Annotated in this window: 15 protein-coding genes; 5 read left to right on the top strand and 10 right to left on the bottom strand. The window is 62.4% G+C overall.

Annotation, left to right across the window (positions count from 1 at the left end; translation table 11 throughout):
• Window positions 1–284 precede the first annotated feature (284 nt).
• Window positions 285–734, bottom strand: a complete 450-nt coding sequence (locus AC0IYH_RS27505) for a hypothetical protein (protein WP_177411942.1) — start codon at window positions 732–734, stop codon at window positions 285–287.
• A gap of 545 nt (window positions 735–1279) precedes the next feature.
• Between AC0IYH_RS27505 and AC0IYH_RS27500 the strand changes: the two genes are divergently transcribed.
• Together AC0IYH_RS27500 and AC0IYH_RS27495 are read left to right on the top strand one after the other, a co-directional pair.
• Window positions 1280–2215, top strand: coding sequence for a chemotaxis protein CheV (locus AC0IYH_RS27500; protein WP_116626224.1), 936 nt, complete (start codon window positions 1280–1282; stop codon window positions 2213–2215).
• Window positions 2216–2254: 39 nt separating this feature from the next.
• The gene (locus AC0IYH_RS27495; protein ID WP_471837201.1) at window positions 2255–3061 is read left to right on the top strand and encodes an MOSC domain-containing protein; all 807 of its coding nucleotides are present in this window, start codon (window positions 2255–2257) and stop codon (window positions 3059–3061) included.
• A 64-nt stretch (window positions 3062–3125) separates the two neighbouring features.
• Here AC0IYH_RS27495 and ppnP read toward each other — a convergent pair whose 3' ends face one another.
• From ppnP to AC0IYH_RS27455, 8 genes are all read right to left on the bottom strand, one after another.
• A complete protein-coding gene (gene ppnP / locus AC0IYH_RS27490) occupies window positions 3126–3410 on the bottom strand; it encodes a pyrimidine/purine nucleoside phosphorylase (protein ID WP_101272304.1) in 285 nt (94 codons plus the stop codon).
• Window positions 3411–3474: 64 nt separating this feature from the next.
• Entirely contained in the window at window positions 3475–4017 is a 543-nt protein-coding gene (locus AC0IYH_RS27485) for a 3'-5' exonuclease (RefSeq protein ID WP_471837199.1), read from the bottom strand.
• A gap of 74 nt (window positions 4018–4091) precedes the next feature.
• Window positions 4092–5975 carry an acetyl/propionyl/methylcrotonyl-CoA carboxylase subunit alpha gene (locus AC0IYH_RS27480; protein ID WP_471837198.1) on the bottom strand — a complete coding sequence of 628 codons (1884 nt, stop codon included), beginning with the start codon at window positions 5973–5975 and terminating at the stop codon, window positions 4092–4094.
• Window positions 5976–6225: 250 nt separating this feature from the next.
• Window positions 6226–6987, bottom strand: coding sequence for an enoyl-CoA hydratase-related protein (locus AC0IYH_RS27475; RefSeq protein ID WP_116626228.1), 762 nt, complete (start codon window positions 6985–6987; stop codon window positions 6226–6228).
• Entirely contained in the window at window positions 6984–8141 is a 1158-nt protein-coding gene (gene atuD / locus AC0IYH_RS27470; RefSeq protein ID WP_116626229.1) for a citronellyl-CoA dehydrogenase, read from the bottom strand. Before atuD ends, AC0IYH_RS27475 begins: the two co-directional genes overlap by 4 nt.
• A gap of 14 nt (window positions 8142–8155) precedes the next feature.
• Window positions 8156–9772, bottom strand: coding sequence for an acyl-CoA carboxylase subunit beta (locus AC0IYH_RS27465; protein ID WP_471837196.1), 1617 nt, complete (start codon window positions 9770–9772; stop codon window positions 8156–8158).
• Between the two features lie 3 nt (window positions 9773–9775).
• Window positions 9776–10648 (bottom strand): SDR family oxidoreductase, encoded by an 873-nt coding sequence (locus AC0IYH_RS27460; protein WP_471837195.1) that lies wholly within the window; start codon window positions 10646–10648, stop codon window positions 9776–9778.
• A gap of 12 nt (window positions 10649–10660) precedes the next feature.
• Window positions 10661–12439, bottom strand: a complete 1779-nt coding sequence (locus AC0IYH_RS27455; RefSeq protein ID WP_471837194.1) for an acyclic terpene utilization AtuA family protein — start codon at window positions 12437–12439, stop codon at window positions 10661–10663.
• 153 nt (window positions 12440–12592) lie between these two features.
• Here AC0IYH_RS27455 and AC0IYH_RS27450 point away from each other — a divergent pair, with 153 nt between their 5' ends.
• Together AC0IYH_RS27450 and AC0IYH_RS27445 are read left to right on the top strand one after the other, a co-directional pair.
• The gene (locus AC0IYH_RS27450) at window positions 12593–13219 is read left to right on the top strand and encodes a TetR/AcrR family transcriptional regulator (RefSeq protein WP_122772957.1); all 627 of its coding nucleotides are present in this window, start codon (window positions 12593–12595) and stop codon (window positions 13217–13219) included.
• Window positions 13220–13312: 93 nt separating this feature from the next.
• Window positions 13313–14101, top strand: coding sequence for a type 2 periplasmic-binding domain-containing protein (locus AC0IYH_RS27445; RefSeq protein ID WP_122772956.1), 789 nt, complete (start codon window positions 13313–13315; stop codon window positions 14099–14101).
• Between the two features lie 304 nt (window positions 14102–14405).
• On the opposite strand, the gene AC0IYH_RS27440 is transcribed toward AC0IYH_RS27445, so the two are convergent.
• Complete coding sequence (locus AC0IYH_RS27440) at window positions 14406–14957, bottom strand: RNA polymerase factor sigma-70 (protein WP_005789991.1); 552 nt, start codon at window positions 14955–14957, stop codon at window positions 14406–14408.
• A 302-nt stretch (window positions 14958–15259) separates the two neighbouring features.
• On the opposite strand from AC0IYH_RS27440, the gene AC0IYH_RS27435 reads away from it, so the two are divergent.
• Window positions 15260–16012, top strand: a complete 753-nt coding sequence (locus tag AC0IYH_RS27435) for a thioesterase II family protein (protein ID WP_471837192.1) — start codon at window positions 15260–15262, stop codon at window positions 16010–16012.
• Window positions 16013–16064 lie beyond the last annotated feature (52 nt).

Here is a 16064-nt window from a genome sequence, read left to right as displayed (position 1 = left end):
ACAGGGCTTTGTGTGGAATGCGTGGCCGAATCGTTTTTATACATGGTGAAGTTGAGTCACTTCGAGCGGGGCATAGTACCACCCCTGTAACCGTTGGTCGCCTGACACTTTGCCGGGTGCGGTCATTATCCAGGCAAATACCCTGGGATATCTCTCAGAGTTTGAACAGTGGGAAGTTGTATAACTAAAGTTGTTTTGTATCGTTATGTCCGTTAGTGGCTATCTGCTATATGTGCCTGTCGTTTTTAGATAACTCAGGTATTGAATGCGACCTGCTGTTGGCATCAAGACGCGTGATGCGCGCGTTGCTGCGGCTTGGTACTGAAGTCCTTCTGCGGAATCTGCAGGGTGACCGTGGCGATCAACGTGGTTTGTTCCGTTTCATCCAGCGCCAGTTGGCCGGTCTTGGCGTCGATAAGCTCCAACTGCCACGCCAGCAAGGTGAGGCAATCATGCAACGCGTCCAGGGCTTGATCATGCAGTTGCAAGGGGTTTTCGGCGTTGGCGATCAGGTATTGGATATGCCGCGAGAATTCGCTGATCGCCTGCAGGGCCAGGGCGTCGGCCTTCTCGGCGAGTTTGATCAGGCTGATTTTCATGCAGTCGATCGCGTCGCTGTCATTTCGAATCAGATGCAGATGACTGAGGCACTCTTCTGACTTGAGCAGCAGTTTTTCCGCTTCATTCAAGAAATCGGGAAGTGCAAGTTGCCATTCGTTACCGTCGTTCATCATGCAAGTCTCCACAACTTAAGGTCGGGTGATGAGATGTCGCACCGGGTGAATGGCTTAAAACTAGCGCTGAAATATGACTGAAATCTGTAGCTTGCTTCCGAAATTTCAGTAGGACGTTTATTTAAATGACGGCGACGGCTGTACGTTGCCCATGCGGTCAATTGCACACTTTCACTTGCCGTGACGTGAATGTCTGGAAGACCCGTGGGCCGAGGGCTTGGGATTGCAAACAAAAGCCTGACTCCATTCATGCATTGAGAATGGCGTCACATTAATGGCTATTAGATATTGCGAATATCAGGTTGGACCCGATTGCGCATAGGGGAATCCCTTACATGGTGGAACCTTGCGTCGATTTGAATGTCGCGCAACGTCGCTGTACCGCCATATGAACAGGCCTGCGCAGTAAAGCATGATGTCAGTGTGACATCAATGAATTTACATGGCATTTTACAGGGGTCAAGGTCTGGCGCTCGCCGCCGATAACTCGCTATAGAACTGCACATACCCTTCGCGCGACTTTCCGCGCAAATCAGGAGCTTTTAATGGCCGGCATTCTCGACACGGTAGATCAACGTACGCAACTGGTCGGTGAGAATCGCCTGGAGATCCTCATGTTTCGCCTTGCCGGGCGGCAGTTGTTCGCGATCAACGTGTTCAAGGTGCAGGAAGTCCTGCAACTGCCCAAGCTGACGTTGATGCCCCAGCGCCATCCGTTTGTGTGCGGTGTGGTCAACCTGCGTGGCCAGACCCTGCCGGTGATCGACCTGTCCCAGGCTATCGGCATGCGGCCACTGGTGCCGGGCCCCAACAGTACGATCATCGTCACCGAGTACAACCGGTCGGTACAGGCCTTCCTGGTGGGCGGCGTGGACCGCATCGTCAACATGAACTGGGAAGCCATCCTGCCGCCGCCGGCCAGTGCCGGGCGCCAGCATTACCTCACTGCCATCAGCAAGGTCGACGACCAACTGGTGGAAATCATCGACGTGGAAAAAGTGCTGGCCGAGATCGTGCCGTACAACGCCAAGGTCTCGCGCGACAAACTCGACGACCCGGTGCTGGAACGCGCCCGTGGCCGTGAAGTGCTGCTGGTGGACGACTCCAACGTGGCCTTGTCGCAGCTGCGCGACACCCTGGGCCAGTTGGGCGTGAAGATGCACATCGCCAGCGACGGCCTCAAGGCGTTGAACATGCTCAAGGGCTGGGCCGACAGCGGCCAGGTGATGACCGACAAGCTGCTGATGATTTTCACCGACGCCGAAATGCCCGAGATGGACGGCTACCGCCTCACCACCGAGATCCGCAACGATCCACGCCTGCGTGGGCTCTATGTGGTGCTGCACACCTCGCTGTCGGGCAGCTTCAACGACTCGATGGTGAAGAAGGTCGGCTGCGACAACTTCCTGTCCAAATTCCAGCCCGACAAGCTGGTGGACGTGGTTCGCCAGCGACTGATGCTGGACGAAGTGCCGGCTTGACCTTAGGGTGGCATCTTTGCTCCTCAGGAATGCAGGCCCATGCTTCGTCTCAGCGCGTTGTACCGTTACCCCTTGAAGTCCGGCAAGGCCGACGCCTTGCAGCAGATCGGCCTGGATAAACTCGGGCTGCAAGGGGATCGACGCTGGATGCTGGTCGACGAGGCCAGCGGGCGGTTCCTGACGCAACGCGCCGTGGCGAAGATGAGCCAGTTGTCGGCGTTGTGGAACAGCAGCGGCGGCCTGACCCTGAGTTCGCCTGGCTACACGCCGCTGGACGTGGCCCTGCCTGGCACCGCCGCCGAGTTGCGCGGCGTGACCATATGGCGCGACACCTTGCGCGTGCCGGATGCCGGCGACGAGGCCGCGGCCTGGGTCAGCGACTTTATCGGCAAGTCGACCCGGCTGGTGCAAATTCCCCTGGAACGTGCACGCACCACCGAAGCCGGCTACGGGCGCGACGATGACCAGGTGGCCTTTGCCGACGGTTACCCGCTGCTGCTGATCGGCCAGGCCTCCCTCGACGACCTCTCGCAGCGCATCGGCCGGCCGATGGAGATGCTGCGCTTTCGCCCCAACCTGGTGATCGAAGGCAGTGCGGCGTTTGCCGAAGACGGCTGGAAGCGCCTGCGCATCGGCGATGTAGAGTTTCGCGCGGTCAAGCCGTGCTCACGTTGCATCCTCACCACTATCGACCCACAGACCGGCGAGCGCAGCGCCGACCGCGAACCCTTCGCCACCCTTGAGACGTACCGCAAGACCGAAAACGGCGCGATTTTCGGCCAGAACCTGGTCAACGATGGCTTCGGAAGCCTGGAAGTCGGCATGCCGGTGACGATTCTCGAGTAATTCCTGCGCCCATAAAAAATGCCCGTCTCGCAGGAGACGGGCATTTTTTTGTTCGGCGTAACAATCAGCCGCGGTATTCACACAGGTAAGCGGTGTCCACGGCGACCTTGAGCTGGAACTTGCTGTTGGCTGGCACGTTGAACTGGGTGCCGGCGGCGAAGGTTTCCCAGTCGTTGGCATCCGGCAGTTTGACGGTCAGGGCGCCGGACACCACGTGCATGATTTCACGCTGGGCGGTGCCGAATTCGTATTCACCCGGGGCCATCACGCCGATGGTCGCAGGGCCTTCTGCGGTGCCGAAAGCGATCGACTTGACGGTGCCGTCGAAGTACTCGTTGACTTTAAACATGGGCGAATCCTCGGAAAAAGGGTCTGGAAAGGTCGGCCAGTATGCCCAAGGGCAGGGGAGCTGCCTAGACCGGCAAAATCAGCGGCAACAGGCGCGCCGTGTTGCGTGCATCCTCCAGCGCCCGATGTTGCTGGCCATGGAACTGCATCCCGGCCAATTGCAGGGCGCCATTGAGCCCCAGCGGCTTGTCCAGGCGCCGCGCCTTGGCGAAGCGCTGCTTGAGGTTCACATGGGGCGTCTGGGCTAGGGCGCTGGCCAGGCCATGGCGCTGCCATTCGAGTTCCAGCTGCGCGCGGTCGTAGTCGCCCCAGCTGGCCCAACCTTCCAGGCGCGGGTGGTGCTGGCCCAGCCAGCGCTCGAACAGCGGCCACACCTCGGTGATCGGCGCGGCCGTGTCGATATTCGCCTGGGTGATGTGGGTCAGCTTGCGACAAAAGGGCGTCAGCAGGGGCCGGCGCAGCGGCCGCACAAAGCGCTGGAAGTGGTCCAGCTCGCGGCCATCGCGGTTGACCAGGCTCGCGCCGATCTCGATGACTTCCATCTCCGTCACGGGCCAGCCGCCGTCATCCGTGGTGGCTTCAAGGTCAATAATCAGCCAATGAGGCATGGTGCAGGTTCCCGTACTCGTCCCTTCCTGATGGGGATAGAGCGTAGCGTGGCCCTGTAGTTCCGCCTAGGGCGTTATTCGATCTCCAGCAACACCTGGCGGTTACGCACCTGATCACCCGTCCCAACCTGCACGCGCTTGATCACGCCATCCATGCCGGCTTTCAGCGGATGCTCCATTTTCATGGCTTCGAGCACCAGCAGCAGTTGGCCTTTGGTCACGTTGTCGCCGGCGCTGACGCGCACGTCGACGATGGCACCGTCCATCGGTGCCTTGACTGTGCCGCTGCCGGCGTCGGCCTGGCGGCTGACGACTTGCTGGGTGCGGTTGAGCACGCGGATGCCGGGCAGCCACAGCTGGTCGCCGTCGAGGTGATAGGGGATGCGTCGGCGGATGCCGTCGAGCACCACAGTGGCGTGGCGGCCGTCGCTGGTGAGTAGCAGCGGCTCGGCGCTGACGGGGTGGATGTCGCCGTTGACCTCCAGACGATAGGTCCACGGCACGCTGGCGTTATTGCGCCAGCCTGCCAGGCCTTGGGGATGCTGGTCGGCGCTGTGTTGGTAAAACAGCGCGGCAGCCAGGCTGAGCTGTTCGGTTGATGGGCGTTGGGGCGGGATTTCGCTGAAGTGTTCGGCGATAAACCCGGTGCTGAAATCACCCTCGATAAAGTCGCGATGCTGCAGCAGGTCGGCCAGCAGCTGCTGATTGGTCGTGACCCCCAGCAATACCGTGTCCTGCACCGCGCGCAGCAATTTGCGCCGAGCTTCTTCGCGGGTGGCGCCGTGGGCGATGATCTTGGCTTGCATGGCGTCGTAGAACGGGCTGATGTTTTCGCCTTCGAGCAGCCCGTGGTCGGTGCGGATTCCAGGCGCCGGTTTCCAGCGCAGCACCTCACCGGTTTGCGGCAGGAAGCCCTGGGCCGGGTCTTCGGCGTACAGGCGCACTTCCATGGCGTGGCCGCTCAGGGTGACCTCTGCTTGCGTCAGCGGCAGCGGCTCGCCGCTGGCGATCTGCAGTTGCCAGGCCACCAGGTCGAGGCCGGTGATCATTTCGGTGACCGGGTGTTCGACTTGCAGGCGGGTGTTCATTTCCAGGAAGTAGAACTGGCCGTTGCGGTCGAGCAGGAATTCCACGGTGCCGGCGCCGACATAATTGACCGCCCGCCCGGCCTTGAGCGCGGCTTCACCCATGGCTTGGCGCAGTGCGGGCGTCATCACCGGGCAGGGCGCTTCTTCGATGATTTTCTGGTGACGGCGCTGGATCGAGCAGTCGCGCTCGCCGAGGTAGATGAGATTGCCTCGGCTGTCGCCGAACAGTTGGATTTCGACGTGGCGCGGGTCGATCAGGGCCTGTTCGAGGATCAGTTCGTCGCTGCCGAAGGCGTTTTTGGCTTCCGAACGTGCGGTGTGGAGGTTGTCCAGCAGGGCCTCGGCCGTGTGCACCAGGCGCATGCCGCGGCCGCCGCCACCGGCGCTGGCCTTGATCATCAAGGGGTAGCCGATGCGGTTGGCCTCTTGTTGCAGGGTGGCGTCGTCCTGGGCGCTGCCCTGGTAGCCGGCGATGCACGGGACGCCGGCGTCGAGCATGGCGAGTTTGGACAGGCGTTTGCTGCCCATCAGTTCGATGGCCTGGGGGCTCGGGCCGATGAAGGTGATGCCGGCGTTGAGGCAGGCTTGGGCGAAGTCGGGGTTTTCGGAGAGGAAGCCGTAGCCGGGGTGGATGGCGTCGGCGCCGGTTTTTTTGGCGGCGTTGAGGATGGCTTCGGTGTTCAGGTAGGACTGGTTTACCGGGGCGGGGCCGATGTTGATGGCTTCGTCGGCCATTTGCACGTGCAGGGCGTGGGTGTCGACGTCGCTGTGGATGGCGACAGTGCGATAGCCCAGGGAGTGAGCGGTGCGTTGGATGCGGCAGGCGATTTCGCCGCGGTTGGCGATCAGGATCTTGGTTAGCTGCGGCATGTTCTTGTGCTCCGTGTACATATCCGTTTCTGCGGTAACGGCTGCTTATGGTTCCGCTCTTACAGCGACTAACCCGGCGTCCTGGTAGCCGACCGGTATCTCAGGGTTGAACTCAGGCAAAAATGTGGGAGGGGGCTTGCCCCCGATGAGGGAGTGTCAGTTGATAAATCTGTGACTGATCCACTGCTATCGGGGGCAAGCCCCCTCCCACATTTTGATCTCCATACAGTCCCGATGCATCTCACTCTGCTCATCTGGCCCAACCGGGCTTGCGCTTCTGCACAAATGCCTGAGTCCCCTCAATCCCCTCTACCCCCGTCACTGCCTCGGCAAACCAAAGCGCCCCGCGATCCAACACATCGCCCAGCGGCTCCTCCACGCTGGCCAACAACAACGCCTTGGTTCGCCCATTCGCCCCCGGCGCGCAACGCAACACCTGTCCCAACACCTCATCCAAGCGCTGCGCCAACGCCTGGGCATCACCCTCGGCAAAATGCACCACGCCCAAGCGCTGCGCCTCCACCCCATCAAACCGCGCCGCCGTCAGCGCCAGCCGGCGGGCTTGCGTGAGGCCGATGCGCTTGACCACAAACGGCGCAATCTGCGCCGGCAACAACCCCAGGCTGGTCTCCGGCAAACCGAACTGCGCCTGGTGATCGGCAATCGCAATATCACTCACGCACGCCAGGCCAAACCCACCGCCCAGCACCGCGCCTTGCAGCACCACGATCACCACTTGCGGCACTGCTTGCACGGCTTGCAGCAAGGTGCCGAACGCGCGGTTCAAGGCCTGCAATTGGTTGCCCGCGCTGACCAGATCCTTCACATCGGCGCCGGCGCAAAAGTGCCCGCCTGCGCCGCTGATCACTACGGCGCGCATCTGGCTGTCCAGCTGCGCCAGCACCGCGCGCAGTTCGTTGACCATTTCCAGGCTCATCGCATTGCGGCATTCCGGCCGGTTGAGGGTGATGTGCAGCACGCCGTTATGCGGTTCCAGCAGCAGGGTCTTCATGGTTTTTTCCCAGGCAAGGTGCCCATCAGTTTGCAGATGATGCCCAGCATGATTTCGTCGGCGCCGCCGCCAATCGACACCAGGCGCACGTCGCGATAGGCCCGGGCCACCGGGTTGTCCCACATGAAGCCCATGCCGCCCCAGTATTGCAGGCAGCTGTCGCTGACTTCACGGCCCAGGCGCCCGGCCTTGAGTTTGGCCATGGACGCCAGGCGGGTGACGTCCTGGCCTTTGATGTATTGCTCGGTGGCCTGGTACACCAGCGCGCGCAGGCATTCGATTTCGGTGGAGAGCTCGGCGAGGCGGAAGTGGATGACCTGGTTGTCGATCAGTGCCTTGCCGAAAGTCTGGCGTTCCTTGCAGTACGCGATGGTGCTGTCGATGCACTGCTCGAGGCCCTTGATCATATTGGCCGCGCCAAACAGGCGTTCTTCCTGGAACTGCAGCATCTGCATCATGAACCCCGCGCCTTCGTGGCCGATGCGGTTGCGCTGGGGGATGCGCACGTCGTCAAAGAACACCTGGGCAGTCTCGGAGCTGTGCATGCCGAGTTTTTCCAGGGGCGGGCTGACGCTGATCCCGGGCGTGTTCATCGGCAGCATGATCAGCGACTTGTTGATATGCGGCTTGTCGTCGGAGGTGTTGGCCAGCAGGCAGATAAAGTCCGCGCTGGGCGAGTTGGTGATCCACATTTTGCTGCCGTTGATCACGTAGTCGTCGCCGTCCTTGCGCGCATGGGTCTTGAGCCCGGCAACGTCGGAGCCGGCACCGGTTTCCGAGACGCCGATGCAGCCGACCTGCTCGCCGCTGATGGCCGGGCGCAAAAACTCATCGCGCAGTTCATCGGAGCCAAAGCGGGCGAGGGCGGGGGTGCACATGTCGGTCTGCACGCCGATGGACATGGGGATGCCGCCGCAATGGATGGTGCCGAATTCTTCGGCGGCGACGATCGAGTAGCTGTAGTCCAGGCCCATGCCGCCGAATTTTTCCGGCTTGGAAATGCCCAGCAGGCCGAGGTCGCCGGCCTTGCGGAAAATCTCGTGGATGGGAAAGCGTCCGGCTTTTTCCCATTCGTCCACATGGGGGTTGATCTCGCGGTCGACGAAGGCACGCACGCTGCGGCGCAGTTCCTGGTGTTCCTGGGTGAAGATCATTTTTATTGTTCTCCTTAAAAGCGCGCTACGCCGAAGGTATTGGGCTGCAACTCACGCACTTGCGCCTCGTGACAGATATCCAGCAGAAACCCCAACAGCGTGCGGGTATCCCGTGGATCAATCAGCCCGTCATCCCACAGATTCGCGCTGCCATACAGCGCAGTGGATTGGCTGTCGAGTTTCTGCGTGGTGACCTGTTCCAGCATGTCCAGCACCTTGGGGTCGGGCACCAAACCGTCCTTCAACTGCTTGGCCTCGGTGACGATGCGCAGCACCTTGCCCGCCTGCGCGCCGCCCATCACCGCCGTGCGGCTGTTGGGCCAGGCGAAGATAAAGCGCGGGTCGAGGCCGCGCCCGCACATCGCATAGTTGCCGGCGCCGTAGGAGCCGCCGACCACCACCGTAAGTTTAGGCACCCGCGCATTCGCCACCGCCTGGATCATCTTCGCACCGTGCTTGATCACCCCTTGCTGCTCCGCCTCGGTGCCGACCATGAAGCCGGTGGTGTTGTGCAAAAACAGCAGCGGCGTGCGGCTCTGGTCACACAGCTGGATAAACTGCGCGGCCTTGCTCGCGCCCTTGGGCGTGATCGGGCCGTTGTTGCCGATCACGCCGACGGCGCGGCCCTGGATGTGCAGGTGGCCGCAGACGGTGTGGGGATCGAACTCGCCCTTGAACTCAAGGAACTGCGAAGCGTCGGCCAGGCGTGCGAGGATTTCGCGCACGTCGTAGGGCTTTTTTGGGTCATCGGGGATCAGCCCCAGCAGCTCGTCGATGGGGTACAGCGGCTCTGCGTAGGCGCGTTTTGGCGCTGGCGGCAGGCGGTCGTCCCACGGCAGCAGGCCGACAATCTCACGCACGATGCGCACGCCGTCGGCATCGTTTTCCGCCAGGTATTCAGCAGTACCGGCGGTTTGCGCGTGCATCTCGGCGCCGCCCAATTCCTCATCGGTGGCCACTTCGCCGGTGGCGGCCTTGAGCAGCGGCGGCCCGGCCAGAAACAGCTTGGCCTTGCCGCGCACCACCACCACGTAGTCCGACAGCCCCGGCTGATATGCCCCGCCCGCCGTGGCCGAGCCATGCACCACGGTGATCTGCGGCAAGCCCATGGCCGACATGCGCGCCTGGTTGGCAAAACTGCGCGCGCCTTCGACGAAAATCTCGGCGGCATAGTTGAGGTTGGCGCCGCCGCTTTCGGCCAGGGTCACCACCGGCAGTTTGTTGTCCATGGCGATCTGTTGCAGGCGCAGGGATTTTTTCAGCCCGGTGGGCGAAATCGTGCCGCCCTTGATCGCGCTGTTATTGGCCACCACCAGCATGCGCACGCCGCTGACGTAGCCGATGCCGGCGATCAAGCCGCCTCCGGCGGCACTGCCGTCCTTGTCGTCATGCAGCTTGTAGCCGGCCAGGCTGGCCAGCTCCAGGAACGGCGCGCCGGGGTCCAGCAGCAAGTTGAGGCGTTCGCGCGGCAGCAACTGGCCGCGCTTGTCGAACTTGGGCCTGGCTTCCTCGGCCTTGGCGAGCAGGGCCTGTTCCAGTTGGCGCAGGTGTTGGATGCCGGTCAGCATGGCGTCGCGGTTCTGTGCGAACTGCGGGCTGTGGGCGTCGATCAGGCTGTCGAGGGTCGGCATGGCTTACTTGTCCTCCTTGAGCACGTCGGGCAGGTAGGCGCGGTGGAAGCCATTGAAGGGTTCACTCGGCGACTGCGCCTTGTGCAGCGGCCAGGCACGGCTGCCCAGGCTGGCGGCGCCGTCGATGCGCAAGGTGCTGCCGCTGATGAACGCGGCGGCGGGGCTGAGCAGGAACACGATGGCCGCGCTGACTTCCGATTCGGTGCCGATGCGCTTGAGTGGCACATGCTCGCGCAAAGTCGGGATCACCGCCTTGAACGCGCCTTCGTAGGTGTCCATGCCGCTGGACGCGATCCAGCCTGGCGCCACGGCATTCACTCGCACCCCGGCGTAACCCCACTCGAACGCGGCGGTCTTGGTGAAATTGTCCATGCCGGCGCGCGCGGCACCGGAGTGGCCCATGCCGGGCATGCCGCCCCACATGTCGGCGAGCATGTTGACGATGGCGCCGCCGTGCTTGCTCATGGATTGGTTGAACACTTCCCGCGCCACCAGGAAGCCGCCGACCAGGTTGGTGCGCAGCACGGTTTCAAAGCCTTTCTGATTGATCGACGCGAGCGGCGACGGGTATTGGCCACCGGCGTTATTGACTAGCCCATGAATCGGCCCGTGCGCGTGAATGAGCTGCGTCACCAGCGCCTTCACCGCCTCTTCATCGCGAATATCACAGGCCTGCCAATGGGCGATGCCGCCGTCTTCGGCAATTTCCGCCGCGACCTTTTGCAGCTTTTCCGGCTTGCGCCCCACCAGGATCACCCGCGCGCCGAGGGCCGCCAGCTCATGCGCAGTGCAACGGCCAATGCCGCTGCCACCGCCGGTGACGATCACGGTGTGCCCCTGGAACAGGTCGGCTTTGAAGATCGAGTCGAAGGCCACTGCGACAATCCTTTAAGTGAGTGAGTCGGCGATGTGTTGCGGCACGGCAATCGGGATTTCCAGCAGTTGCTGGGCGAAGGCCTTGCCCTGCGGGTCGATGCGCAGGCTGGCGATGCCGCCGCCGCCCAGGGCGTTTTCCAGCAGGAAGTTGAGGCTGTGGCTGCCGGGCAGGTACCAGCGCTCGACGCGGCCGTGCACGGGGTCGAGCACGTGGCTCATCCAGTCGACAATCACCTCCGGGGTCAGCGCTTCGGCGATCCACGCCAGGTACTCGGGCTGGCGAGCGATCACGCCGATGTTGCTGTGGTTGCCCTTGTCGCCGGAGCGCGCCACGGCGAGTTTCACCAGCGGCACACTGGCGTCGGCGCGGCCTTGGGGTTTGGGTGGATCAATCGGTGCGGCGGGCAGGGTGGGCGCGTCGTTGCTTGGCAGCTGGCAAGGGTGTTGCTGGCCCTGAAAGTCGATCAGCGGCGTGCAGGCGGTTTTGTCGATCAGGAATGAAAACAGTCGAATCAGCGGATACACCGTGGGCCGCCCGCCGACAATGCCGGTCAGCCCCGGTGCCATGCCGGTAGCCGCCTGGGCGATCTCGCGGGCGAACAGCACCAGTGCCTGCTTGCTCGGATGGCGCACCGCCAGTTTTACCACCACCTCGCGGCAATCCTGGCGCCGGGCGTGGGCGCCGTAGGTGGCCTCGCTGCCGAGCAGTTCGATATTCACCTCGGTGTAAGGCGCCCAGCCGCGCTGGCTGAACAGTTCCGAGGTCTTGTTGATGATCGCCTGGCTGACCCGCTCGGCCTTGGCCACTGCGTCGATCCCGGCGATCAGGCAACTGGCGGTGCAGCGGAAACCGTCGGGGTAAGTCGCACTTACCTTGTACTGGCCGGTGGGCGGCGAGCCCTTGGCCCCGTGCAGGCGCACCGTATTTTTGCCCTGTTGCTGCACTTTGACCTGGCTGAAATCGCAAATCACATCGGGCAGCAGGTACGCGCGCGGGTCGCCGATTTCGTACAGCAGCTGCTCGGCCACGCTGAGTTCGCTGACCAGCCCGCCGGTGCCGTCGACTTTGCTGACGGTGAACTGGCCGTCGGCGCTGACTTCGACGATGGGGAAACCGATGTGCTCGTAGTCCGGCACCTCGCGCCAATCGGTGAAGTTGCCGCCGGTGCACTGCGCGCCGCATTCAATGATATGCCCGGCCAACGCGGCCTGGGCCAGGCGGTCGTAGTCTTGCCAGGCCCAGTCGAATTCATGCACCAGTGCGGCGCTGACCACCGCGCTGTCGACCACGCGGCCGGTGATCACGATGTCGGCGCCCAGCCCAAGTGCCTGCACGATGCCCGGCGCGCCGAGGTAAGCGTTGGCCGACACGCACATCGGCGACAGGGGCGCGCCGTTGAACATATCGCTGATGCCGTGCAGTTTTTTCAACTGGGGTTGCAGGTCATCGCCCAGCAGCACGGCGATTTTCAGCGGCAATTGGGCCTTGTCGCAGGCCGCTTGCAGCGCGGCGGCGCAGGCCTGGGGGTGGATGCCGCCGGCGTTACTGATCACGCGGATGCCCTGGCGCTGGATCTCGGCCAGCAGCGGCGTGAGCACCTCGACAAAATCCGTGGCGTAGCCGGCCTGGGGGTCTTTCATTCGCGCACCGGCGAGGATCGACATCGTGACTTCCGCCAGGTAGTCGAACACCAGGTAATCCAGCGCGCCGCCGTGCACCAATTGGGCAGCAGCGGTGCAGGTGTCGCCCCAGAAGGCGCTGGCGCAGCCGATACGAACCGTCTTGCTCATGAGAAATCCTTCCTCGAATGGCTGGTGCCGAGACTACCAAGCAAGCGCTTGGTTTGTAAACTGCCGAAACAAGTTTTGCCCAAGCGCTTGCTTGGTTGGCTGCCACGGCCTAAATTGCCGGCCAAGACGATTGTAGAAGTAGAGGAGAGCAGCATGGACGAGCACCAAGCCCAGCAGGTGATGCGCAGCATGGTCGACGCCGGCCAATTGACCGACCCCGACAGTGCGCGGGGCAAGCTGCTGCAGACCGCGGCTCACCTGTTTCGCAACAAGGGCTTCGAGCGCACCACTGTGCGCGACCTGGCCGGCGCCGTGGGCATCCAGTCCGGCAGCATCTTCCATCACTTCAAGAGTAAGGATGAGATCCTGCGCGCGGTGATGGAGGAAACCATCCACTACAACACCGCGATGATGCGCGCCGCGCTGGCCCAGGCGACGAGCGTGCGCGAGCGTGTACTGGCGCTGATTCGCTGCGAATTGCAGTCGATCATGGGCGGCACCGGCGAGGCCATGGCGGTGCTGGTGTACGAATGGCGTTCGTTGTCGGAAGAAGGCCAGGCCCAGGTACTGGCGCTGCGCGACGTGTATGAGGCCATCTGGCTGCAGGTGCTGGGCGAAGCCAAGGCCGCCGGCTACATCAAGGGTGACGTGTTTATCACCCGGCGCTTCCTCACCGGGGCCTTGTCGTGGACCACCACCTGGTTCCGCGCCGAGGGGGGCAGCCTCACGCTCGAACAATTGGCCGAAGAAGCCCTATTGATGGTTCTGAAAGCCGATTGAGGCGCAAGCTATTAATTTGCCGGTGGAAAGTTGTCTCGCCAGACAAAAACGCCTAGCTTATCGCCATCAGAGAATTCAACGGTGTGTGCCTTGATGTTTTCGCCTTGGCGGCTGGCTGCAGGACTTACTTTTTGGGCGCTGGGCACCGCGTGGCTGGCGCCGGCTTCGGCTGCGCAACTGGTGCGCATTGGCGCGGCGCATTTCCCGCCCTACACCGTACGCCCCGAGCAGGGCGCCGACACCGGCTTGTTGCCGCAACTGGTCGAGGCCCTGAACGCGGCGCAAAGCGATTACCAGTTTGTGTTGGTGCCTACTTCGATTCCACGGCGCTTTCGTGATTTCGAGCAGGGCCGCGTCGACATGGCCATCTTCGAAAACCCCGACTGGGGCTGGCAGAAAATCCCCCACACCAGTGTCGACATGGGCCTGGAAGACGCGGAAATCTTCGTCGCCGAGCGCCAGCCCGGTCGCGGCCAGGACTACTTCGCCGACCTCGCCGGCAAACGTCTGGCGGTGTTCAGCGGTTATCACTACGCCTTTGCCAACTTCAACCCCGACCCCAAGTACATGGCCGAGCACTTCAACGCCACGTTGACCTACTCCCATGACAGCAACCTGCTGATGGTAGTGCGCGGGCGCGCCGATATCGCGCTGGTGACCCGTTCGTACCTGAGTGATTTCATGGTGCGCAATGCGGACATGGCCGGGGATTTCCTGGTCTCGGAGCGTATCGACCAGGTCTATCACCACTACGCGCTGCTGCGGCCCAAGGCGCCGATCACGGGCGAGGCGTTTGCCGCGCTGCTCAAGGGCCTGCGTGACAATGGCCAGATGCTGAAAATTTTCGAGCCCTACCGCATCGATGTGATGCCGACGCCCTGAGGGCTAAATTTCCTGCCTGTGCTCACGTCATTTCATCAACGGTTGATGATCTTTGTGAGCGCCCCCGATGCCCCATCCTGCAGACCTTTGCGATCTTTCCCACGGCCAAGTACTGCGGCGTTTCGATGCGCGGCTGGCGGCGATGGTGCATTACTTTTATCTGGATAAGCCTTGCTACGTGGGAGCCGCAGGCTCGGCACAGAATCGTTGCCCCCATTGCCACCAAGCATTCGACTTCGCCCACAAGCGTGCGGCATTGCTGATTCTTGCACCGCCCCTCCCACATTTTTGAACAGGATTGTCTTCAGACCCGGCGCGCAAACGTATCGCTATGACTGCCCGACACCTTGCGGCAATGCACCAGTGCGTCGCGGATCATGAAGTTCACCAGGGTCGGCGATACACCCAGTTCCTTGGCGATGTCCTTCTGCGGCACGCCATGCAGGCGGTACATCTCGAACGCGTAGCGGGTGCGCTGGGGCAGCTCCGTCAGGGCGTCGGCGATGTTTTCCAGGGTGTTGAAGTTGATGTGCGAGGTTTCCGGTGAAGCGCCGTGAATGACCACATTCAAGCCTTCCTCTTCCGTCCCGGAGTATTTCAGCTCCAGGGCCTGCTTGCGGTAGTGATCGATCGCCAGGTTGCGCACGATCTGGAACAGATAACTCAGTTGGGCCTTGAACGATGACGTGATCGTGGGGGCCGATTGCAGGCGAAAGTAGGCGTCCTGCACTACGTCTTCGGCACGCGAGCGGCACCCGGTAATACGTGCCGCGATCTTCACCAGAATCAGTCGATTGTCGACGAACGCCTGAAGAAGTGGTGAGTCGCACCTGCCTGTGGATACTTGTTCCGTCATGGAAATCACCTTGTCGCAAAAGAGGTTAGGGGAGGGCGTCCTTGCTGAGGCCTCCTACACATCGGGCAACAAATTATGCTTAATGATAATGATTGTCAAATGAGAAGGCGAACTAATCTTATGCTTTCTTGTTAGGTGTGAACCACGTCTCGCTCGTCCCCGGCGACTAATTATTTGTCGCGGCCGTCCGTTCTTCTGGGTGACAGGTCCGTTAGTAAAACGGCCAAGGATCAGCACCCGCAGGAGGGCGAAATGGGTTTTTATCGTGCACACAGCGTGTTTCAGTTTGGAGTCGTCGCTCGATGAGTACGCCGACTCGACTGCGCCTGTTCTGCCTGCCCTATTCGGGCGCCAGCGCCATGGTTTACGCGCGTTGGCGCCGGGCCCTACCGGACTGGTTGCAGGTGTGCCCGCTGGAATTGCCCGGCCGTGGCATGCGCATGGACGAGCCCCTGCAACGTGATATCAAGGCCTTGGCGGCGCAGCTCGCGGATGAAATCAGCCGCGACCTGGGTGGCCCCTACGCCCTGTTCGGTCACAGTCTCGGCGGCCTGCTGGCCTTCGAACTGGCCCATGCGTTGCAAGCGCGCAACGTGCCCGCACCACTGGCGCTGTTCGCCTCCGGTACGGCTGGGCCGGCGCGCCGCGATGTGAGCGAGTACGCCATCGAAAAAACTGACGGGCAACTGATCGCCCGCCTGCGCGAGCTGCAAGGCACCGCCGAAGAAGCCCTGGCCAACCCCGAATTGATGCAGTTGATGCTGCCGATCCTGCGCGCCGACTTCCTGCTGTGCGGCAGTTTCACCTACGGCGAGCGCGCGCCGCTGGGTTTGCCGATCCACGTGTTCGGCGGCAAGCAGGACAGCGTGCGCGCCGACCAACTGCTGGATTGGCAACTCGACGCCGCCAGCGGTTTTTCCCTGGACATGTTCGACGGTCACCACTTCTTCATCGTGCAGCACGAAAGCGCCGTACTGCGCTGCCTGCGCCGCTACGCCGACGAACACCTGGCCCGCTGGCGCAATGGCGCGGCGCGGCAACTGGCCGCCGGCTGACAGCTCCCCTAATTCCCGAATTTCCCGTAAGCCGATTTCAGGCAGGAACCCC

Source organism: Pseudomonas sp. AC463 (genome assembly GCF_979253585.1).
Note: the sequence above shows the minus strand (reverse complement) of the source record. Positions and strands in the feature narration are given on the sequence as shown.